The 21,577-nt window shown below is 53.6% G+C and carries 22 protein-coding genes and 1 tRNA gene; 11 read left to right on the top strand and 12 right to left on the bottom strand.

The genetic code is table 11. From position 1 onward, the window contains the following. Window positions 1-337 precede the first annotated feature (337 nt). Window positions 338-529, top strand: a complete 192-nt coding sequence (locus tag SynPROS91_RS12390; protein ID WP_186516506.1) for an excalibur calcium-binding domain-containing protein — start codon at window positions 338-340, stop codon at window positions 527-529. After that, window positions 526-1,140 carry a thermonuclease family protein gene (locus SynPROS91_RS10135; protein WP_186516508.1) on the top strand — a complete coding sequence of 205 codons (615 nt, stop codon included), beginning with the start codon at window positions 526-528 and terminating at the stop codon, window positions 1,138-1,140. The genes SynPROS91_RS12390 and SynPROS91_RS10135 overlap by 4 nt, the downstream gene beginning before the upstream one ends. Before the next feature lie 115 nt (window positions 1,141-1,255). Here SynPROS91_RS10135 and SynPROS91_RS10140 read toward each other — a convergent pair whose 3' ends face one another. The 5 genes from SynPROS91_RS10140 to SynPROS91_RS10160 all read right to left on the bottom strand — a co-directional run bounded on the left by SynPROS91_RS10140 (window position 1,256) and on the right by SynPROS91_RS10160 (window position 7,324). Continuing rightward, a complete protein-coding gene (locus tag SynPROS91_RS10140) occupies window positions 1,256-2,266 on the bottom strand; it encodes a hypothetical protein (protein ID WP_186516510.1) in 1,011 nt (336 codons plus the stop codon). Next, a complete protein-coding gene (locus tag SynPROS91_RS10145) occupies window positions 2,263-4,785 on the bottom strand; it encodes an ATP-binding protein (RefSeq protein WP_186516511.1) in 2,523 nt (840 codons plus the stop codon). The genes SynPROS91_RS10140 and SynPROS91_RS10145 overlap by 4 nt, the downstream gene beginning before the upstream one ends. A gap of 3 nt (window positions 4,786-4,788) precedes the next feature. Next, window positions 4,789-5,565, bottom strand: a complete 777-nt coding sequence (locus SynPROS91_RS10150; protein WP_186516513.1) for a hypothetical protein — start codon at window positions 5,563-5,565, stop codon at window positions 4,789-4,791. 13 nt (window positions 5,566-5,578) lie between these two features. Further along, window positions 5,579-6,043: a hypothetical protein gene (locus SynPROS91_RS10155; protein ID WP_186516515.1), complete on the bottom strand. Its 465-nt coding sequence runs from the start codon at window positions 6,041-6,043 to the stop codon at window positions 5,579-5,581. 195 nt (window positions 6,044-6,238) lie between these two features. Next, a complete protein-coding gene (locus SynPROS91_RS10160) occupies window positions 6,239-7,324 on the bottom strand; it encodes a tyrosine-type recombinase/integrase (protein ID WP_255439749.1) in 1,086 nt (361 codons plus the stop codon). Between the two features lie 694 nt (window positions 7,325-8,018). On the opposite strand from SynPROS91_RS10160, the gene SynPROS91_RS10170 reads away from it, so the two are divergent. Further along, window positions 8,019-9,176, top strand: a complete 1,158-nt coding sequence (locus SynPROS91_RS10170; RefSeq protein WP_255439750.1) for a class I SAM-dependent RNA methyltransferase — start codon at window positions 8,019-8,021, stop codon at window positions 9,174-9,176. 10 nt (window positions 9,177-9,186) lie between these two features. On the opposite strand, the gene SynPROS91_RS10175 is transcribed toward SynPROS91_RS10170, so the two are convergent. Both SynPROS91_RS10175 and SynPROS91_RS10180 read right to left on the bottom strand, forming a co-directional pair. After that, window positions 9,187-9,585 (bottom strand): phage holin family protein, encoded by a 399-nt coding sequence (locus SynPROS91_RS10175; RefSeq protein ID WP_186516517.1) that lies wholly within the window; start codon window positions 9,583-9,585, stop codon window positions 9,187-9,189. Beyond that, window positions 9,585-10,010 (bottom strand): hypothetical protein, encoded by a 426-nt coding sequence (locus SynPROS91_RS10180; RefSeq protein ID WP_186516519.1) that lies wholly within the window; start codon window positions 10,008-10,010, stop codon window positions 9,585-9,587. Before SynPROS91_RS10180 ends, SynPROS91_RS10175 begins: the two co-directional genes overlap by 1 nt. A gap of 45 nt (window positions 10,011-10,055) precedes the next feature. On the opposite strand from SynPROS91_RS10180, the gene SynPROS91_RS10185 reads away from it, so the two are divergent. The 3 genes from SynPROS91_RS10185 (at window position 10,056) to SynPROS91_RS10195 (ending at window position 15,385) form a co-directional block, all read left to right on the top strand. Next, window positions 10,056-10,478, top strand: coding sequence for a hypothetical protein (locus SynPROS91_RS10185; RefSeq protein ID WP_186516521.1), 423 nt, complete (start codon window positions 10,056-10,058; stop codon window positions 10,476-10,478). Between the two features lie 104 nt (window positions 10,479-10,582). Continuing rightward, the gene (smc, locus tag SynPROS91_RS10190) at window positions 10,583-14,134 is read left to right on the top strand and encodes a chromosome segregation protein SMC (protein ID WP_370586766.1); all 3,552 of its coding nucleotides are present in this window, start codon (window positions 10,583-10,585) and stop codon (window positions 14,132-14,134) included. Between the two features lie 60 nt (window positions 14,135-14,194). Further along, window positions 14,195-15,385 (top strand): PRC-barrel domain-containing protein, encoded by a 1,191-nt coding sequence (locus SynPROS91_RS10195; RefSeq protein WP_186516529.1) that lies wholly within the window; start codon window positions 14,195-14,197, stop codon window positions 15,383-15,385. A 26-nt stretch (window positions 15,386-15,411) separates the two neighbouring features. Here the strand turns inward: SynPROS91_RS10195 and msrB are convergent, their stop codons facing one another. From msrB to SynPROS91_RS10210, 3 genes are all read right to left on the bottom strand, one after another. Beyond that, window positions 15,412-15,837, bottom strand: a complete 426-nt coding sequence (gene msrB, locus SynPROS91_RS10200; RefSeq protein ID WP_186516533.1) for a peptide-methionine (R)-S-oxide reductase MsrB — start codon at window positions 15,835-15,837, stop codon at window positions 15,412-15,414. A gap of 27 nt (window positions 15,838-15,864) precedes the next feature. Further along, window positions 15,865-17,151 (bottom strand): glycosyl transferase, encoded by a 1,287-nt coding sequence (locus SynPROS91_RS10205; RefSeq protein ID WP_186516534.1) that lies wholly within the window; start codon window positions 17,149-17,151, stop codon window positions 15,865-15,867. Between the two features lie 29 nt (window positions 17,152-17,180). Then, window positions 17,181-17,262, bottom strand: a tRNA-Leu gene (locus tag SynPROS91_RS10210). Between the two features lie 100 nt (window positions 17,263-17,362). Here SynPROS91_RS10210 and accC point away from each other — a divergent pair. Continuing rightward, on the top strand, window positions 17,363-18,706 hold the full coding sequence (gene accC, locus SynPROS91_RS10215) for an acetyl-CoA carboxylase biotin carboxylase subunit (protein ID WP_186516536.1): 1,344 nt from the start codon (window positions 17,363-17,365) through the stop codon (window positions 18,704-18,706). Between the two features lie 40 nt (window positions 18,707-18,746). Here accC and SynPROS91_RS10220 read toward each other — a convergent pair whose 3' ends face one another. After that, on the bottom strand, window positions 18,747-19,067 hold the full coding sequence (locus SynPROS91_RS10220) for a YggT family protein (RefSeq protein ID WP_186516538.1): 321 nt from the start codon (window positions 19,065-19,067) through the stop codon (window positions 18,747-18,749). 100 nt (window positions 19,068-19,167) lie between these two features. On the opposite strand from SynPROS91_RS10220, the gene psbX reads away from it, so the two are divergent. From psbX to SynPROS91_RS10240, 4 genes are all read left to right on the top strand, one after another. Continuing rightward, on the top strand, window positions 19,168-19,290 hold the full coding sequence (gene psbX / locus SynPROS91_RS10225; protein ID WP_011620364.1) for a photosystem II reaction center X protein: 123 nt from the start codon (window positions 19,168-19,170) through the stop codon (window positions 19,288-19,290). A gap of 80 nt (window positions 19,291-19,370) precedes the next feature. Beyond that, window positions 19,371-20,318 carry a Ycf66 family protein gene (locus SynPROS91_RS10230; RefSeq protein WP_186516540.1) on the top strand — a complete coding sequence of 316 codons (948 nt, stop codon included), beginning with the start codon at window positions 19,371-19,373 and terminating at the stop codon, window positions 20,316-20,318. A 23-nt stretch (window positions 20,319-20,341) separates the two neighbouring features. Continuing rightward, window positions 20,342-20,869, top strand: a complete 528-nt coding sequence (locus SynPROS91_RS10235; RefSeq protein ID WP_186516542.1) for a Tol biopolymer transporter periplasmic protein — start codon at window positions 20,342-20,344, stop codon at window positions 20,867-20,869. Then, window positions 20,866-21,351: a hypothetical protein gene (locus SynPROS91_RS10240; protein WP_186516544.1), complete on the top strand. Its 486-nt coding sequence runs from the start codon at window positions 20,866-20,868 to the stop codon at window positions 21,349-21,351. Before SynPROS91_RS10235 ends, SynPROS91_RS10240 begins: the two co-directional genes overlap by 4 nt. Here the strand turns inward: SynPROS91_RS10240 and SynPROS91_RS10245 are convergent, their stop codons facing one another. Then, window positions 21,352-21,567 (bottom strand): chlorophyll a/b-binding protein, encoded by a 216-nt coding sequence (locus tag SynPROS91_RS10245; RefSeq protein WP_370586804.1) that lies wholly within the window; start codon window positions 21,565-21,567, stop codon window positions 21,352-21,354. Between the last annotated feature and the right edge of the window lie 10 nt (window positions 21,568-21,577).

A 21,577-nucleotide genomic window follows, 5' to 3' on the forward strand; every position in this document is an offset into this window, starting at 1 on the left:
ACTGCATATATCCCCTCTTTACGCTAAATTACTAGCGCGGGATGCCCTGCGATCTCAATAGAAAAGGGGGGTAGGTGACAAACCGTTCCCCTTTTTTGATACCCGATTGTTACAGCCGTAGTTCAGCTACTCCCCTAGATAAATAACTGAAAGCAACTATCAACAACTTTTGACGAGATTCCTCTCACGTCACGATCACGTTCGGTGGACTCGAAACCCAGCGAATGAGTTGATCACTAGCCAGCCTCAAGTGCACGACCCACTTACTTCTGCCGCTGGGGATAGTGACGGACCGCCGTGTTGTGGGCTAAAGAGTGGTTGAAGCAATTGACAACTGATGCGATTTACAGTCCTTTTGGCAGCGATCATTCTGATTGCACCAGGTGCCCTCGCTCAGACTTGCAAAACCTTCAGCTCCTGTGAAGAAGCTGTTAGGTCTTATAAATCTGGCAACTCAAGGCTTGATCGCGACAAGGATGGAGTTCCCTGCGAAAGCCTCTGTGGCAAAAACGGGGAAAGGATGCAATGAAAGCTGCATCTGCATTCCTTCTCACGTTCTGCTTCGCAACAAGCGCGAACTCAGCAACCATAGTTTCTGTAGGAGACGGAGATACGGTTCGCGTCTCTGAAGGCAGCAGACGAATCACAATCCGGCTCGCTTGCATCGATTCACCGGAGACATCCCAACGACCTTGGGGTGCACGGTCAAAGACATTGCTGAAACAACTAACGCCCGTGGGATCTGAGGTGACTTTGCAGGTCCAGACAACAGACCGATTTGGCAGAACCGTGGCAGAGCTGCTCAACAGCCAAGGCAATGTGAACCAGCAAATGGTCGGCGCTGGACAGGCATTCGCTTACAGGAAGTATCTCCGCGAATGTGATGCTCAGAAGTATCTGCAGCTTGAGGAGGAGGCCAAGCGTCAGGGCATTGGCGTTTGGTCCGTCGGCCCAGCCGGCATCACGCGACCTTGGGACTACCGAAGGGAGAGAAGGAGTAGTTCAACAAGCACTAACAAGCCACGCAAGTACCGCTGTAAAGAGATTGGCTCTTGGAGTCGCGCTCAGCAGCTTTTATCCCAAGGCCACAGTTACCTCGATGGTGATGGTGATGGAGAAGCCTGCGAGTCTCTCAAATAATTACCTGATTAATAGGCTACTGCCTAAGCATTTCTTAGCGATGATTCGTCTCAACGACGCATGCCATAACCTCGGCAGCTTTTGTACCCAGTGGCAGTGATATTCAGAAAAAGATTTACTCAGATTGTTTAATTTCTTCTGCGAGAAAACCACGAACAAAATCAACCGTAAATTCAATCACTCTCTGCCTATAAGCAGAACGCAAACAAGGACGAACCTTTGATTCAATCAGATCTGCTTCTGGTCGAGCATCCCTATGGTAAAAGTCCTGCAGCACCCCCAAGCAAGATTGCAAAGCAGGTAAATAATCCGGATATTCAATCATCTCCTCTCTGAGGCAATCAGCCATGTACCACTCTTGCTCCAATGGTCGAATTGAAATATCTAAATCCATACGTCTTCGCAATCGAACACCCAAATCCCATGCTTCCCTAACAGAAGCAGTGCTAACTCTTTCAAAGCCCTCAGTGTTCTGCAAAAGCCTTCTTACAGCTGATGATGTGGGCGAACGAGTTATTGACCTATCAGGTGATCTAGGGAATTTCGACAGTGGCAGCTGTGGTACAGCAGGGGGTGGGGGCAAAGTCAATGCGTCAAGATCGTACTCATCACCATTGGCAATCGCGACAAGAAATGAATCAATAAAAACCAGAAAATCCTTTTTTGAAGCATGGCTGCGGCGGTCTTCATATACCAAAAGCTCTGTAAAATGCTTGATTGCATCAGAGAAAGCCAAGCCCGACATTCGCGCTTCTGGAATCTCCGCTGAGAGCAAAACATTCAATGCACTTAAAGCAGCACCAAGAAGCTGCCGCGAGCTTTTATACTCAACAATAAGCAATTTCAGCGCGTCAGCACTTGGGGAAACCTTGCCAATTGGACAAGCCTCTGGCAGAGTTTTCAAACCAAGCGCAATATCTACAACTATTTCAGAAAGATGAGTATCAGCAATATCTCCAGTAAACCTCAAATATGCAATTGCAATACCCACAAGAGACCCTTCTAAACTAATCGCGACAACTTGATCGTCATCTGAATGCAATCTAATCAAGCGCCGAAGATGAGAAGAGGCATCAGCAATATTTTCCTGAAAACGATCAAGGTAATTTACCGATACTCTATTCATACAGCAAAATAGGCATTCGCCTTATTCGCAAATTCATTAAAAGCTTGCTCCGGGGACTGCTTGAAATGCATTAAGTAATCGTAGTAAAATACATTCCACCCAGCCCTCCTGAGAGTTAAAAGCCGTTCAGTCTGAAGATCAACATTCGACTTATCATTATGGATCGCATACTTTCCGTCAATCTCCAATAAAATAGCTTTATCGGACTTACTCGAATAAATGACAAAATCTGCAGTCAAGCCACAAGTAACTACTCGATTAAAAACAGAAAGTGATAAATAAGAATTAGTCTCAACATAATGATGCAGACGCATTCCAAGATCTACCTCAGCTCGTGACTTTAAATTAGCCAAGTCAAAACCCCAACCTCGGGGTAATAAATCAGAATGTCTATCGGTAAAAGCTTCTGAAGACATAGTAGATACCAACCTATTCATTCTTTCCATATTTGCAGGCAATGTTCCGTGAACAAAAAATGTAAAATACTTAGCACGGCTGGTTGCAACATTAAACCTCCTAGATTCCTCCATGAAGCGAACAGAGCGACTACAAGATGCATCCACTGAGGGGGTAAAAATCATTACGTCTCTTTCATTACCCTGAAAAGCATCTGCTGTACCGATCAACAAATTACAAGAAGAAATCTGATCAACAGAAAGCTCTTTAAGAGAACACTCACTAATATATTGAACTTGATCAGAAATAAAAGATACAACCCCAATCGTTAAGGAAGGAGGCAAGAAAGGTATACGAGACATTTCCTGGAGATCATCAGATTCACTACCATTCAAAATGTTTTTGATCAGCTCAATTACTTTAAATGCTTCACCCGGATGAAACTTTTTCCCCTTCCTATCAGTTCTCGTACCTTCGACATGCAGATCTTTAAAGGCTACAAGCTTTTGCCTATCAGGCGTTGAAGTCATAATCCTCAAACCTTCTGTATAAACCTCATCCTTATAAAACTCAGAACTTGTAAATTCAGCAAGCATAGGGAGTGAACGAAAATGTTCTTTGAGTGAGCAGAAATTCTTCTCACTCAATAATGAGTTTGACTCATTCCTGAAGAGATCAAGAATTGAATGCTGAGTGACTAATAATGATTTTGAAAGAGCTTCATCAACAGACAAGGGTGAAGAGGAGACACCTGAGAAACTTCTTTGCCACATCAGCTGTTCAAAGAACTTATTCATGAAATAAAGACCACCAGCCTCTATACCAAGTTGCTTGTGGTCACCAACGATGCAGATCTTTTTAGCTCTAAACAATATTGGCATTATCTCAGCTAAATTAACTTGCGAGGCTTCGTCAACCACAACAAGATCGAAGATTTCTTCTTCAAAAGGCAGATATGGATGTAAAGCTTTAATCTCTCCTAATACTATGGGGAAAACATCAAATAGCTTTGCAAAGTCTATTTTTTTGTTTGCAGCAAGGACTCGTGACTTAATCTTCCAGCGAAGTCGAGCCGTGAAATTCCTTAACGTTGAGCCATAAGACGTGTCGCTGAGCAGCGCCGATACACGACTTTCATTTTCAGACCTTAACTTCGTAGAAAGAAGATTAGAGCCAAAACTATCCCATTCATAGAGACGCTTAAATGCATTTAATTGAGAGTCACGGAGATAGTCGACAGTCTTACTGTCTAGCCGAGTTGATAGTCTATAAGCTTTAGCTTTATCTTCACACAAGACGGCAACTTCCTCAAGATAATCCTCTCTAAATTCACGATAACTCTCGATACCAATACCGGTCATGCCAACCACCTGAGTAATCAGCAGCTTCAGCCTCAAAGCCTCAGAGACTGGAACTTTCCCTCCATACGAGAAAGCGTTATCACGTATCTCTTTGCACTCTTGGATATACTTTCTACACTTATCTAAAGCCGTTACATCATTTAAAAAACCAGGAAGATTGCCAAGAGATTCTGCTTCGTCTGGGAAAATTTCACTAACACGATCAAGAGCTTCAATATAAGATTCGTTTAAACGATAATGTTGATTGAGATTTTCGAAAACAGCTAGTAACTTGTCAGTTGATTTGCTTAGCCTTACAAGTATTGAATTAGCTGAACTCAATACTGCTTCTCTATCTGCATTGTACTCTGACGAGACAGAATGAGAGAGTACATCATTTATGATCTTTTTTGTTCGAGCTTTTTGTTGTGGATCATCACTGAGTAGAAGGCATCCACTATCACCAATAACTTGGGTAATTTTTTGCCAAACAATTTTCACAGCGGGTTGCTGCTGTGATGTAACCAATACTTTTTGCCCAAGGCTCATTGCCACCAAACAAAGAGCTGAGATTGTGAAAGACTTACCAGTTCCGGGTGGCCCCTGGACATATGAAATATCATTTTGAAGCGCATTAATAACAGCCTGCTTCTGCTCTACTGAAAGCTGATAAGGTATATTAGAAAAACATTCATAAATACTATTTGAAGCAATCTTTGGATGATGATTCTGGAACTCTTCCCCAGAGAAAACTGTATTTATGAGCCTAAAAAGTGTATTCATATCTTAGCTATCCTGACTTTTGAACAAGCCTGATATATCTTGCAATGCGGTATAGGTGTTTAGCCCTGCAGGAACTGGTGCACTAAAAATCCAGTCGCCACCAACATAAAACAATCCTGTTTGATTTGCATCCTTCAACTTAGTCGCTTTATTTGCAGACACCCTCGGCGAAGGAGAATACCCTAAGTCCATCTGCAGAACACTTGCAATAAAATTAGAATACTTCTTGCTAGCAACATTTATATCGTCAATGCAATTTGGATCAGTACCCTCAAGGGTCTCCTCGAGGTCTCGAATAACCTCCAGAGGACGTAACCCATTACCTAATTCAAGACTCAAAGGCAGCGTAGATGTTGTTTCGTTGAACTGATTCAATAGTTCAGTAGCCAAATCATAATTTAATACCCATTCATCAATCTCACATTCTCCGTCTTCTTCAAATTGAAGTCTTCCGTAAATCAAAGGTGCAGCGACAAGAAAATCCTTATCTTTTTTGATGAGCTGCGAAGGGACTACACCAGCGATGATGCCTGCAGCACAGAAGATTGCGTTCCCTTCTTTCTCCTGCTGCATTTCCAGACGATAACCCTCAATTCCTTTCCCTTTTATTTCTTCCAGAGTCATATTTGTAATTCTTGAAAATCTAGAGTCATCCTTTCTACGGGTATTTAAAATTAAAATACTGCTGTAGTTGCCAGCCGATGACCGAGAACCAAAAATTATTTTTCTGCTCATATCTTTTAGATAAAGCAGATAGTTTCTCCCAAGAGTTTCATCCATAACTAGGTAACTCCTAAATCGTGATCAAGCTTTTAAGTGTTTCAGAAACATAGGATAACTCCTTTGAGTTCTTCTTGATTTGATCCCCAAGCTGCTCATGACTTTCTCGAAGCGAGTTCGCCAGTTTTTCATATACCTGAGAATTTTCTTTAGTTAAGGCAGTCAGAGAATCACGAAGAGTACGAAGAGCTCTTTCGTTTGTCTCGCTAGCAGTTATCAATGCTTGGCTGATACCTGTAAAAGTCTCAACTGACCTCTCTTGATCACTTGAGATTGCACTCAGGCTTTCCGCAATTGAGTCAAAACCTTGTTTCTGGCTGTGAATCGATTCTACGACTAATTGCGATGAGTCTCTAACAGCAGATTCCAGAGCAGCTTGAGAATCTTTTAGCTTTTTTGATTCAAAAAAAACCATTAATGCAAATCCTGCAGTGACAGTTGGATTCACTGCCAGAAGAAAAATTTGTAGGGGATTCATGTCGGCCAGACTCTCACCTCAAGCTAATTCCTACTCCACCTAGCGTCAGCACACCTGCAGTAATAGGAATTTTCTGCTACACACAATATTGCACCTATAGCTAGGCATACCCCACTCTGGATGAAGACCCTGCCTCGCTAGTTGGTGTGCAGGCTGCCAGGAAAAGCCAAGCCAGCTCTCCGTCAGAAACGGTGATTAACCCAACCGCAAAGAAGAACTATCGCCAGGCTCAGCAGCAACGTAATGACCTGTCGTCCCAGATGAACTGTGTCCGAGGGTTGCTTGAAGCGTGAAGACATCGACACCTCTCCTGATTGCATGAGTCGCATGGGTGTGGCGGCAACGGTGCGGGTGGAGCCGGACGTTTGCTTCCCGTCCCCACATCGCCATGCGAGCAGCAACTGCCTGACGGGTCAATGGGCCATCTCTCCTATCGGAGGGGAACAGCCAGCCCTCAGGCTCGCCGCGGCCCAACGACTCGAATAGATCCAGCGTTGCTGAGCTGACGCGAATGGTGCGGGGTTTGTTGCCCTTGCCCAAGAGCCGAATGTTCCCGCCCTCCTCCAAACGCTCAATGTCCTGCCAACAGAGACGGCACAATTCAGAGACGCGACACCCCAACAAATAAGACCCACGCACCATCACGTAGTCACGCGCCGCGATAGCTGAACCCTTTAACTTCTTGGCACTAATTACACCAAGAACTGATGTCAGATCAGACTCAGATAGCGGCTTGGCCAGCTTTGGTGCCGACATTCCTGTTCTTTGGGGGATTGGGTTCCGCGGCACTCCTGACACAGCTGATCTCGTAGGTTCCGCAGCCCAGCGATAGAGCGCGCTGACGGCACTGATCCGTCGATTAAAAGAACGCGGCATCAGCTCGCCACCCTCAACTAGTTCCCGCAGTTGGGACACCCAGTCCTGAACAAGCGCAGGGTCTAACTCCCTCAGGTGCAGGTGGGGATGGTGCTTATCCCTCCAGCCTGTGAAATGCCTCAGCTCTCGCCGGTAACCATCCTTGGTTTCCTGAGAACCAGTGCGACTGCACTGACCAAGGAATCGTTTTAGGAGGAGCTTGTCCCCCCAGAGGACAGCACCTGCTTCTGCGGCATCAAAAAGACGGCTGACGTAGGCCAATGCCTCAGCCTTATCCAGCCCAGCGAACACCGCCGGGATTTGTCTGGATCCGTTGTCTGGATGGCTCTCGGGCGCCTGTGGCGTAATTCCGAGATTGCTTCCGACGGAACGGTTTGAGGGGGGCTTCCACCCCCATTCAGTCACTTGGGTGATAAGGCTGACTTCACCCCATCTCCCTTAAAAGGGTCAGGCAGCAACAGGGGCTGCTTGACGGGAGAAACGTACGATGTTGTTCGCAGTTACGGGATTTGCTCTTACCGAGCAGGCTTCAGTCACCCTCCTTATGCCCCGTCGAAACCATTGCAGCCCCGAAGGGAGAATGGAGCTGAGCGGAATCGAACCGCTGTCCGAAACACCGGTGTGGACCACCTAGTCCGTTCAAGAACGGACTTCGTTATTCTGGCATCAATGTCTATAGCTGGCGTCGATCTCAGAAGAGGAAAGCGCACCAGTTCATCGACGAAATGGCACATCAACAGAGCAGACGCTAAAAAGCCAACAATTATTACCAGCGCAGGACCATTTCAAGGACGAATTCATCAACATAAAGTCAACGATCAAAGCCTAACTATCTTAAAAGTTTCGACTCATATACTCCCGCCTCAGAATCTCTCTCGATGCATTTCTTGCCATCAAACTAGGCAAAAGCGGGCAAAAACAATTAATACAACAGTCACCATGCAGGCTTGATATAAAAACCAATTTAGAGCTCCTGCGCAAAACTGCCGTCTCTTTTCTCCAAGAAATCAGATGTCCACGATCCTCTCTGGACTTATAACCAAGATATGAGACTTATGCTCAGATACCGTGCCAATCAGCAGGCATAAATTCAGGCGTCGTGGCGAACAGAAAGCAAGCAAAATCTGAGCGCATTAAAGGCGTCTCCGTACTTCCTCAAGGCTTAGAGGAAGCAGGAGTGGCTGAGCTTCTGGCCTTAGGGGCTAAAGCGGTAAAACCGCTACGTAGAGCGGCCGCATTTGAGGCCGACATGGCTTGCTTGTATCGGCTTCATTTGCAATGCCGTCTTCCGTTTCGGTTGCTGCGGGAAGTAGCCCGATTCCCATGCGATGGACGCGAGTCGCTGTACTCAGGGATTCAGGAAGGACTGGACTGGGAACGCTGGCTGCATCCCTCGATGAGTTTCCGAGTTGATGTCACCGGCACTGCTCCGGGCCTCAATCACAGCCACTACTCCGCACTTCAGGTCAAAAACGCGATCGTTGATCTACAACGCAACATCTGGGGACAACGCTCCTCGATCGATCTCGAAGACCCCGATGTTTGCCTGCATGTGCATCTCGATCGAGAGGGTGGGGTGCTGAGTCTCGATGGATCGGGCGGCAGTCTCCACCGCCGCGGTTATCGCGCAGAAATGGGGGATGCTCCACTAAAAGAGAATCTCGCTGCTGGTTTGATCCGCCTAAGCGGATGGACAGGAACCACTCCGCTCGTGGATCCGCTCTGTGGTTCAGGGACCCTGCTGATCGAGGCAGCCTCTCTAGCTGCAGGACATGCCCCAGGGCTGAACCGCAGCTTTGCCCTTGAAGGCTGGGCTGATTTTGATGACGACCTCTGGAAAGAGGAGAAAGAGCGAGCGTTCAATCGCCAAGAGCAGGGGCAATTCCAGCCGGTGATCATTGGCTGCGAGCAGGATCCATCGATTGCGAAACAGGCTCGCAACAACGCAGAGGCCGCTGGTCTTTCCCACTTGATCTCCATTCAAACGGGAGATTTCAGAGATCTCCAGCTTCCAGAAGGACCAGGAACGATCGTTTGCAATCCTCCTTACGGATTACGAATCGGAGCCGATCAGGATCTTGAGGCGCTTTACGGCGATCTCGGTGCAATGGTGAAAACCCAGGCCTCTGGATGGGATTTCTGGTTGCTCAGCGGCAATGCTGGCGTCACGGGAGCCCTCCGGATGAGAGCGTCCCGCCGCATCCCGATCAACAACGGCGGACTCGATTGCCGTTGGCTCCATTACCAAGTGCGTTAACCGTGATCGATCAACGCCCCATCACAGCGCGAGTGGTTTTGGACAAGCCTTCAAGGGTCTGGGGCAAGTAAGGGCCCTTCGCCAGCTGTCCTCCAATCCGCAAGCTCGCACCAGCAATCACCACATTAAAAACAGCAAGGGCGAGCAACGACTGCAGCAACGTCCACTTGAACGCGGTCAACGACCAAACAACAAAAGCCGTTTCAACAGCCACAAGAGCCAAGAGCATCAAGGTTCCGCCCATGGCCAGAAAGACACCTCCACTAATGAGGCGACGCTTTTCTCGATCGACTTCCTGCAGAGCAATGCGGACGTGAAGGTCCATCACCGAACTGGCCAACGCTGTCACTCGAGCCGCAGCTCCAAGGCCTCGTGGGCGGCTCTCTTGAGATCGGTTTGAGTCACTCATCAGGAACGACGACCTCCCATCAACAGGGCACCCGCCAGAACTCCAACTCCTGCAGCAATAGCTATAGAAAGCAACGGCCGTTCACGGACGGGGCGTTCAATCTTGGGCCGGAGGGTGGAATTGAGCTCATCCAGCAGCTGCTCGAGTTGCTCTTCTAAAGGCTCAAGCGTGTCAGCAAAACTGCGCACGCCCTCACCAGGCTCATGCATTAAGTCTTCGAGCTGGTGCTGCACGGTTTGCACCGCCCGATCGCCTTGGGAAGCGATCAACTGCACAACATCATCGAAACTGCCCCGTGTTGCTTGCAAAGCTTGATGCGTCACTTCGGGCCAACGCCGCTGGATCTCGGGGACGAGAGTCTCGAAATGATCGCGAAACCGATGCGCGAAATCCTTTTCTTCCGCTTGGGATGGAGCTGAGTCCATGGGTAGGGGTAACGCCTTTCTCAGACTAGAGATGGTGTCTAGAAGATGAAACCCATAACAGTGCAACTGTCTCGATATCTATTCCTAGAACACACGAATGCTCCAGATGATCCGGCCTGCCGGCATGTGGATTTACTCCTGGAAGATGGCGAAAGCTGCCGCACCTGGCGTCTAGACAGTGTGCCCCTTCCAAACGGCCCCAGCCTCCAAGCCACCTCTTTAACAAGGCACCGCCTGGTCTGGCTTGAGCGGACTTCAGCGGCTGTGTCTGGTGGACGCGGTTGGGGACGCCGAATTCTTGGTGGCACCTTCCGCGGGGACTTACCCGACAACCCAGGGGGTCTGATCAAGATCGAACTTCTTGGCACTGCAGCCCTCGGCTTTCCAGACCCCCTGACCCTCGAACTGGCCGATGGCGAATGCAGGCTGCACTCATCAGCTGATGACAGACCAGTACAAAGCCCTTGAGCTTTTCAAAGGCTTAGCTAATTTTGGTCCGCTGACAGCTGTGTCACCTGTTGGTCCATATCAATCAAGTCGGACTGACCCACTTCAAGTCCTTCGGTGGGGCGATGACCATCCCCCTCGAGACCGGTTTCACTGTGGTGACCGGTCCGAATGGTTCTGGGAAGAGCAATATTCTCGATGGCGTCCTGTTTTGCCTCGGTCTAGCCAATAGCCGCGGCATGCGTGCCGATCGTTTACCCGATCTGGTCAACAGCGGCATGCTCAAGGCTGGAAAGTCAGCAGAGACCACCGTCAGCGTGCGTTTTGATCTGAGCGACTGGCAGCCAGATGCAGCAGAGGAGGGTATCGAACCTCCTGAAGATGGTCCCTGGATCCAGGCTGATGCCAATGAATGGACCGTGACCCGCAAGCTGCGTGTGATGCCTGGAGGCTCGTACAGCAGCACGTACAGCTCAGACGGAGAGCCTTGCAACCTGCAGCAGCTGCAAACCCAGCTGCGCCGATTACGCATCGATCCGGAAGGCAGCAACGTTGTGATGCAAGGCGACGTGACTCGGATTGTCTCGATGAGCAATCGGGACCGCCGCGGCCTGATTGACGAGCTGGCGGGGGTCGCACTCTTCGACACCCGAATCGAACAAAGCCGCCGCAAGCTCGACGATGTGCAAGAGCGGCAAGATCGCTGCCGCATCGTTGAGCAAGAACTGCTCACCGCGCGCCAACGACTTGAAAAGGACTGCGCGAAAGCAAGGGCCTATCAAGAGTTACGCGATCAAGTGCAGAGTGGCCGCCAGCAAGAGCTGGTGTTGGCCTTCGAAGCGGCTGAAGCAGAGCTGAAACAGCTCAAAGCCCGCCAACAACAGCTCAGCGAACAGGAGATCCGCGACAGCGCGGCGATCACCGAGAAGGAAGCAACCCTGTCTGCAGAGGCCACACGCCTCCAAACCCTTCAGGAGAGCGTTAAGGCTCTAGGCGAAGACCAACTGCTCAGCGTGCAGGCTGAATTAGCCGGTCTCGATCCCCAGAACCGCGCACTCGAACGGCAAGCCACGCAACATCAGCAAGAAGGCGAACGCTTACAAGGGCTGCGACAGAGCCTCAGCTCTCGCCGGCACCAACTTCAAGCAGACGGGGAAGGCCTCAAACAAGCCAACAACCCAGAGGTGCTTCAGGCAGCAGAGCAAGCCTGCCGCGATGCCGAAGCTGCCGTTGAAATCTCGCGTCGACGCCTCGGCGATGTCGCCGGGCGATCTGGAGCATGGCTCGATGAGCAACGCCAACGGGCAGCCCGCCGCTCAGACCTACAGACCACGCTCACGCCTCTTCAGGAGGAGCAACAGCAACTGCAAGAGCGGTTGCGTCAGGACGAAGCCCGTCAAGCCGAGATACAGCTGGAACGTGACGAAGCCGGTGCCGAAGACCGTGAGGTCCAAGACCAGCTTGAGCAACTGGAACAGGAGTGGCAATCGCTGCTGGAAAGCCTGCGAAGCGGCAAAGAGCAGCTTCAAGAACGTGCTGAAGCTGTAGCGGTTCAACAACGCACCCGCACCAGGCTTGAACAGGAACAGACCCGCCTGGAGCGGGAAATCGCCCGCTTAGAGAGTCGACGGGAAGCCCTACAGGAAACACGAGGGACGGGAGCCTTACGCCTCTTGCTGGAGGCGGGACTCGATGGAATCCATGGAGCGGTTGCCCAACTTGGCGAAGTTGAAGATCGTCATCGCCTGGCCCTAGAGGTCGCGGCCGGAGCACGCATGGCCCAGGTGGTCGTCGATGACGACAGGATTGCAGCGCGTGCCATCGACTTGCTGAAGAGCCGGCGTGCGGGCCGTTTAACGTTTTTGCCCCTCAACAAAATTCGCTCCCAGGCCGCAGGTGGTGGCGCGGCGATGGCCCGTGGCCGCCGACCGGAGGGAGGCAATGACGCCGGCCTCATCGGTCGAGCGGTGGAGTTGATTCGCTACGAGCCGATCTATGCCGACGTCTTCGGGTATGTGTTTGGCGACACTCAGGTGTTCAGCGATTTAGGCAGTGCTCGGCAACAACTCGGGCGTTTCCGAGCCGTCACCATCGAAGGCGAACTGCTTGAAAAAAGTGGCGCGATGACGGGAGGAAGCTTCAGCCAACGCAGCGGTGGGCTGAGTTTCGGGGTGAGCAGTGATAGCGATGAGGCCGAGCCCCTCCGGCAGCGGCTGCTCGAGCTCGGCGAGACCCTGGCGGCTTGCAGACGCGAAGAAAGCCGTCTGCTTCAAGCTCTCGAGCAAGAGCGTCCTCTCCTGAGACAACTGGAACAGAGGCAAGCGGCTCTGGATGCGGAGAGAACTGCGGCCAAGCGAGCCCATGGACCACTGCTGGAGCGCTGCCGCCAACGCAGTGAACGCCTCCAGAGCCTTCAATCCAACCGCACGGAACAGGAGCAGAGGCTTCAAGTTCTTAAAACCACCATCACCCCTCTGCTGGACGAACTCCAGAGAATCTCTACGGAGGAAAGAAAGGTTCAAGCCGAGGCCGATGCCGGGAACTGGCAACAACTCCAGGCCGAACTCGAACAGTCGGACAACGCCTTGGAGCAGGCCCGCCGCCATCGCGATGATCGCCTTCAGCATCAGCGTGAACGCGAACTGGCACAGACCCGAATCGGTGACCAACAACAAGCCATCGAAGAAGAAGAAAACAGTCTCCAACTAGCCGTCACAGCACTCGCTGAAGCGCATCAACGCTGGCGTGATGAACAAAAGGAGTTGCAAGAACGTCGCCAGACGTTGGAAAGCCAGCAACAAATCCTCCAAACCAAATTTGGGGAAGAGCGTCGCGCTCGCGATGCAGCAGAGGCTTCCGTGGCCGATCTGCGTCAGAACCTCCAGCAAGCCCGCTGGGAACTTGAACGCTTGCAAGAGGAGCGTCAAGCAATCCAAGAGCAACTGCGCAGCGGTGGAATCCGCTTAGAGGAGCTCAAGCCAACACTGCCTAATCCCCTTCCAGAGATCCCAGAAGAGATCCGCAATGCCGGCCTCGAGGCGCTGCAGGACCAGCTGCAGCAGCTTCTGAAACGGATGGAAGCTCTTGAACCGGTCAACATGCTGGCCCTCGAAGAATTAACGGCGCTGGAAGAAAGGCTTGGAGACCTAGGCGAACGCCTCGATGTGCTCAGCCAGGAGCGCGAGGAACTGCTGCTGAGGATTGAAACGGTGGCCACACTCCGGCAAGAGGCGTTCATGGAAGCCTTTCAAGCCGTCGATGGGCATTTTTCAGAGATCTTTGCGAGCCTGTCCGAGGGCGACGGCAAGCTGCAGCTGGACAATCCGGATGATCCCCTCGAGGGAGGGCTCACCCTGGTCGCTCACCCAAAAGGCAAAGCCGTGCGCCGTCTGGCAGCCATGTCTGGTGGGGAAAAGTCACTGACAGCACTCAGTTTTCTGTTTGCACTGCAGCGCTTCCGCCCCTCACCCTTCTATGCCCTCGACGAGGTTGACAGCTTCCTCGATGGCGTGAATGTGGAACGGCTCGCGGCGTTAATTGCCCGTCAAGCAGAACAAGCCCAATTCCTTGTCGTGAGCCACAGGCGACCGATGATTGGAGCTTCTAAGCGCACCATTGGTGTCACCCAGGCTCGTGGCGCTCACACCCAGGTTGTGGGATTACCAGATGCAGCCTGATCAACGAGCTCCCGGGCCTTGCGTCAAAATGAGTCGAATTGCACCGGCTGAGGCCTGCGTTTGAGCTCGTCCCCGTCCCCCAACGACCCACTGGCAACCGTCCCCAGCGACAGGCTGTGGCTTCGGTCGGAATTAATGGGGACCCAAGTGATCACCCGCGACTCCGGCAAACGCTTGGGTGTTGTCGGCGAAGTGGTTGTCGATATCGACCGGCGCGAAGTGGTCGCCCTTGGCTTGAGAGACAACCCGCTGACCCGTTTCTTACCGGGACTCCCCCGTTGGATGCCCCTTGATCGCATTCGCCAGGTGGGCGATGTGATCCTTGTTGATTCCGCAGACTCGCTCAGCGAGGCCTTTTCGCCAGACCGTTACAGCAGGGTCATCAACTGCCAGGTAATCACTGAATCGGGGCAAACGCTCGGCCGCGTCTTGGGCTTCTCCTTCGATATCGAGACAGGCGAGCTCAGCACGCTTGTGATGGGAGCCGTTGGCGTTCCCCTCCTGGGGGAAGGCGTGCTCAGCACCTGGGAAATCCCTGTCGATGAAATCGTTAGCAGTGGCGCCGACCGAATCATTGTTTACGAGGGCGCCGAAGACAAACTCAAACAACTCAGCAGCGGCGTGCTGGAAAAACTGGGGGTCGGAGGGCCGAGTTGGGAGGAGCAGGAGCGGGAGCGTTACAGGGTGAACATCGTCCCGGTCGAGAACCAGCTCATTTCAGGGCAAGCGGTGGAAGAGGCACCCAGAATGCTGGAGGCCTCAGATTCACAACGCTTCGAAACGGAACGCGAACTCGAGTACGTCGAACTTGAAGATCGCCGTAGTGACAACACGCGTGAGCGTCGCTATCTCGATGAAGCGCCGCTGCAGGAGCGAGGCAACTCCTATCGAGAGCCGTACCGCGAACCCGAGCGGTACAACGACCCCCCGTCTTATCGCGAGCCACAGCGATTCAGTGAGCAACAGCCCTACAACGAACCGGAGCCTTACAGGGAGACCCGCAGCTTCCATGAACCGGAGCAAGAGCGTTTTCGCGAACCCGAGCCGTTTCAGAACGAAGACCGCTACCAAGAGCCCCAGCGCTCATCAGCGCAACGTCAGGAACTTGATGCGTCTCCACGCGTCGAGCAGCGTCCAAGACCGGCTTCACGTCGTCCGATCGAACGCCCCGGCGAACCCCTGGATGTCGAACCCATCGAGCGTCGTTCTCCCCCAGACCACGAGAGCCAACCCCTTGATGATCCCTGGTAACACCAAGGATCAAACGGCTCTTTCATTCAAGGGGTGGCTTTCTTTTTGAAGGCGAGAGAAGCGCTATTGGTGCAGTAGCGCTGACCCGTGGGTGCAGGTCCATCGTTGAACACGTGCCCTAAGTGAGCATCACAACGCGAGCAGAGGATCTCGGTTCGCACCATCCCATGGCTTCGATCTTCATGGGTACGAATCGCACCCTGGGTCGCACCATTCCAGAAGCTTGGCCAGCCGGTCCCCGACTCAAACTTTGTGCTGGAGCTAAACAGGGGCGCATCACAACAGACGCAGTGATACATGCCGTCTTCCTTGTGATCCCAATAAACACCGGTAAAAGCAGCTTCAGTACCGCCCTGACGCGCCACTTGAAACTGGGTTGGGCTGAGTTGCTGCCTCCATTCTTCAGGAGTGCGTTCCACCCGATCTCCACCTGCTGCCGGCGCACTCGTCATGACTCAAACGTTTGACTGGCGCGGACGCTAGTCGGAAAGAGCCAAGGGCAAGAGTCCCTGCACCTCTTCAGCAAGGGCCCTAACGGCACCAGGTTCACCACGAAGGCCACGCAGGTCATCGCGTTGCCCCTTCAACCTTTCCGGTGTCGCAAGCCAGGACTCAGCCTCAAGGGCGATTTGCTCAGGCGTGATCGGACCCACGCGTTCAGGAACCACCATGCGACCTGCGCTGATGTTTGGCCAAGCCATAAATCCATGGTTCCGGAGACGCCAGGCGCTGAGCAACAAGCCGATCAGACGCCGCAGTCCTGGCAGACGGGCCAAGAGCCCCAGCCAACCATCCCAAGCCTGCATCACACCCAGATGCTGGGTAGGCACCAACACGATCATGGGCACACCCAGAGCACCGAGTTCAGCCGTGTTGGCTCCCACAGTGGTGAGCGCAAGCTGGCACTGGCTTAGAGATCCGTGGGCTGGAGGGTTTTCCTGCAAGTGAATTTCGGTGCCATTGCGCGTGATGAACCGCCTCAATCCCTCGCCGGCTCGAGCCGGTTCAATCGAGGCAATATCGGTGTCATACGAGGCAGCAATGGGATTGGAGCGACTGGCGTAACGCTCCAAGTCTTCAACGGTGGTGGTGGGTGCCACGGGCAACAAAAAGCGGCAGCCAGGGCGTTGAACCACCAAACGATCTGCGGTTTCAAGCAGAAAAGGAACACCCACACTGAGTTTGGCCGGTTTCGAACCAGGCAACAAAGCCACCCACTCACCCGATGGGAGTGGAGCCTCTTCTCTGGCTTGGCTGGAAAGATCCGCCATCAAGTCGCCCACCACACGGCAGCGGCTGCGAAAGCGTCTGGGCAGCTGATCCCGCACCGCTGGAGCCATGGCTGCGATTCGATCGTTCCAGCGCGGCCAACGCGCCACCCATTCGGCATAGGTGATGTGGCGATAGCCCAGCCGAGCTGATAACAACACACTCCAAAATTGATCCCCACCTAAAAAGACCACCACACCCCGATCTGGCCAGACCCCATATCGAGAAGGCCTCAACAGCAACAACCAAAATTGCCGGGCCAGAGTGATGCGATCGAACAAACGCCAACGGGAGGCGGCGGCGGCTTCTGTTCCGGTGGCATTGGGACAGGGGACCAAAACGAGCCGCAGGCTCAATAACGATCCAGGAGCTCTGGGCCGCATAGGTAGGCGGCGATGCAGCTGCTCTGCAAGGGGTCGAACCCAGGTCGTGAGTTCACCAGGGCCGTTGGAGACGAACACCACAGCCAGGGTTTGGTCCTTGGTGGATGACGTCACTCAGTGCCGGTGGGGCGGGGAAAGAATGATGCGGATGGCGAGACTTGAACTCGCAAGGCCAAAGCCACACGCTCCTTAGACGTGCGTGTCTACCAATTCCACCACATCCGCGTGGCGACGTTGCCGATCTGGCGCGTCGAGGGATGAGTATACCGACAGGGCTAAAAGTCCGAACCGCTGATACGATCCGCCCTGGCTCTGATGCTGCGGAATGCCCATCGGCAAGGTGCTGATCGCCAACCGCGGCGAGATCGCCCTAAGAATTTTAAGAAGTTGCCGTGAACTCGGCATCAGCACGGTTGCGGTGTACAGCACCGTGGATCGCTCTGCATTGCACGTGCAACTCGCTGATGAGGCGGTCTGCGTGGGCGAAGGCCCTAGCAACAAGAGCTACCTCAACATCCCCAACATCCTGGCGGCAGCCACCTCCCGCGGTGTAGATGCCATTCACCCCGGCTATGGGTTTTTGGCGGAAAACGACCGCTTCGCCGAGATGTGCCGCGATCACGGCATCACGTTTATCGGCCCGTCTCCCCACGCCATCCGATCGATGGGAGACAAGTCAACGGCGAAATCCACCATGCAGGCTGTTGGCGTGCCAACGGTGCCTGGTAGCGAAGGCCTCTTGCCCAACCCGGAGGCAGCTGCTGAGCTTGCTGCTGTCATGGGCTATCCCGTCATGATCAAGGCCACCGCTGGGGGCGGCGGCCGTGGAATGCGGCTCGTGCCCAGTCCTGATCAGTTGGTGAAGCTGTACAAAGCGGCTCAAGGAGAAGCCGATGCAGCGTTTGGGAATCCAGGGCTGTACATGGAAAAATTCATCGACCGTCCCCGGCACGTCGAAGTGCAGATCCTGGCGGACCGTCACGGCAATGTGGTTCATCTCGGCGAACGGGACTGCTCGATCCAACGACGTCATCAGAAACTTCTCGAGGAAGCACCAAGCCCGGCCCTCGACCCTGAGCTGCGTCGTCAAATGGGGGAAGCAGCGGTTGCAGCAGCGCGAAGCATCAATTACGAGGGAGCCGGAACGGTGGAATTCCTTCTGGACAGAAGTGGTGGGTTCTATTTCATGGAAATGAACACCCGCATCCAGGTCGAGCATCCCGTCACGGAAATGGTGACGGGTATCGACCTGATTGCTGAGCAGCTCCGCATCGCCGGAGGGGAGCCGATCAGCGTCCGCCAAGAAGACATTCAGATGAACGGTCATGCGATCGAGTGCCGAATCAACGCTGAAGATGCGCAGCACAATTTCCGCCCAGCCCCCGGACGCATCACAGGCTGGTTGCCGCCTGGAGGTCCTGGAGTCCGCGTCGATAGCCACGTGTATACCGGCTACGACATCCCGCCCTTTTATGACTCCCTGATTGGCAAACTGATCATCTGGGCACCCAATCGCCCTGCTGCACTCGCTCGCATGAAACGAGCTCTCAACGAGTGCGCCATCACCGGGATCCCAACAACGGTGGACTTCCATCTGCGCATGCTCGACCGCCCTGAATTCCAAAGGGGCGACGTGCACACCAAATTCGTTGAAGAGGAGATGCTCTAAATCCGCTCAACGATGGTGCCAAGTGCACTCCAAGAGAGATTTAGGCAATGGACTGGGCGCGGAGCAGCACCAAAGAGAGCAACCCCTGCTGGCCCACTAACAGTTCGCGCAGCAAACTGAGCAGCCCCACCCAGATCACGGGAGTGACATCCACGCCCCCGATGGGAGAGACAACCCGGCGTGTCAATCCCAAAATCGCCTCAGTGGGCCAGCCCACAAGGGGCCAGAAGCCTTTGGAAAGATCCACCTGGGGATACCAAGTGAGCACGATGCGCGCCAGGAATGTGAGGGTCCATGCGGCCAACAGCAAACCCAGTAGCAAGTTGAGAAGCGGAAGGATGGCGACAAGCGTTGGCGTCACAAAGCCCTAAGCAATGGAGCTGTCATCGTAGAAACTTGACCCTGATCCCTAGGATCGCAGCGAATCAGGCCTCGCTGAACGCATTCGGTCCTAACCCCCTATGACGCCTTCCCTCTCCAATTTTCTAACCAGCCTTGTTGCTGGCGTAGCGATCGTTGTGATCCCTGCTTCTATCGGGCTCTTTTTTCTCAGCCAAACCGACCAGGTTGATCGCAAACTTTAAAGACCCTTTCACGCTCCGTAGACTGAGCTCACTCGACCCGAGCTTCGGTTCAACGCAGGTCGTTATCAGAGAGCTTCACTGTGGTTAATGCCAGTCTGAATTGGGCCAGCATTGTTGGCATTGTGCTGGCTGTAGGTGGAGCACTGCTCTACTTCATGCGCAGTTTCAAGCCCGCTCTCGCCCGTGATTACGACGTGTTCTTCGCGGCGATCGGCTTGCTTTGCGGAGGAATTCTCTTCTTCCAGGGATGGCGGCTTGATCCAATTCTCCAGTTTGGCCAATTCTTGTTGGCTGGAACCACCGTGTTTTTTGCCTATGAGAGCGTGCGGCTTCGGGGAATATCAGCGGAACAGGCCAGACGCTCGGCCTATTTCGATGACGAACCTGAAGCCGCAAGCCCCGCTGGTGGTCTGCAAGGTGGTTACGACGACCCCTACGAGCGTTTCGACGAGCCCAAGCCAATTCGCCGCAGATTTGGCGGCCAAGGTCCTGATGAGGATGAGAGACCTGAACAGGATTTTTATCGCCCACGTCGCACCTCAAGAGCTGCGATCCCCGAACAGGCCGCAAGTCGGAACCGTCAGCGACCCAATCCCTCCTCAGATTGGTCAGACAGCAGCGAGCGAGATCGGCGCATGGCCCGATTCGGCCGCAGTGAAGAATCCGCACCGAGTGGCCCAAGCTTTGGAGAGCGCCGCAGCCAACGCCAGGATCAACGCAGAGGCTCCAGGCCTACCCCAGTTGCATCCTCCAGGCCTGAGCCCTCATCTCGCGCCTCTGTGCGCAGCAGTAGTGGTCTTGAAGGACAAGCTGGCATTCCTCAAGGCAGCCCTCTGCGACGAGAACCCGAAGATGCCGCCTACTCCCCAAGCACTCGTCAAGCCTCTTCCACAGCTCCGGTGAGCAGACGCAATCCCGCCCCTGGCAATCCAGCCCCTGAAACCGGTCCTGCAACGGCCAGGGACACCAACCGCACGCCTCCCCGCAGTTCCCGCCCAAGGGATAACAGCTCCCGCTTCGACGACTGATCAGTCTGAGCATTCACCCCGGTATGCCCCAACGCCTCCTCCTCGTGCTGCTCGCACTGGGAATGGTTGCCTGCGAAGGTCGCTCGACCCGAGCACCATCTGGCCTGCTTTCGCCCCAACAACAAGACCCTGCCCTCAGTGGAAACGGTCGGTTGTTAGCCGTCATAGAAGAGCAAAACGGCAGGCCGACCGTCCAATTACGGAACGTTGAAGGTGGGGGCTCATTGCGATTGCGCCACCTCTCACGTCATCAGCCCCACAGCTCACCGTCCTTGAGCTGGAACGGCCGTTATTTGGCTGTGATCACCCAACGCGGCAACCAAAGACTGGTCTTAATTGAAGACCGCCTGAGCGGCAAAGCTCACCCCCTACGCTTGCCCTCTGGTCGAGATCCCGTGCAGGTCAGCCTGGCTCCTGATGCACGCAAACTCGCGATTCAAACCGCAGATCAAGGGCGTTGGCGGGTCGAAGTGATTGACCTGAGCAGATTGCTCGAGCCCGATGGACCGGGAGGCAAGCGAAGCACCACTCCAAGCGAACCAAACCGATGAAAAAGAGATGCATCACATCGGCTCTACTGCTTTGCTTCGTCGCTTTGGGGTGCAGTCAAAACGGCATCCGCCCCATGTCCCGGGTCGGGGCATCGCTACGTCGCAGCGCCGAGAGCAGGCGCCTTCCCTCGATGGGACAACGTTGGCTCGCCAGCCTGGCCAGTCGTAACGGAAGAGAGCGCGTGGAGCTGATTGACCTGAGTAACGACACACCGGTGCCACTGAATGGGATCAATCAGGCCGATTCCCAAACCATCAGCCTCAGCGTGAGTGGGGATGGTCAGAGGATCGCCCTAGTCCGCCAACGCGAAGAACGAACCGAATTAATGCTCTACCGACGCAATGCCAGCGCGTTGCAACGCCTGCCCATTAATCCGCCTGGAGTACCCCGTTCCGTAAGCCTCAATGGAAATGGCCGACTACTCGCCGTTCAGGTGAGCCGAAGAGGGCGTTGGGATGTGGACTTAATTCGACTCCCCTAATCAGGGAATCAGCCCTGCCCAATGCAAAAAGGTGTCACCACTGAGCGCCTCCGTAAGCAGCACAGCTAAAAATCCGATCATGGCGAAGCGCCCATTGATCCGCTCGGCATAGGCGCTCCAACCAAAGGCAGGCACATCTTTTGTTGTGGCACTGGTTGAGGCACTGGTCTCTAGAGCGGTCGATGCAGAGGAGGGCTCCTCAGGCGTGCGATCCATGGCTTGATCA

The sequence above is a fragment of the Synechococcus sp. PROS-9-1 genome (assembly GCF_014279775.1).
Classification (GTDB): Bacteria; Cyanobacteriota; Cyanobacteriia; order PCC-6307; family Cyanobiaceae; genus Synechococcus_C.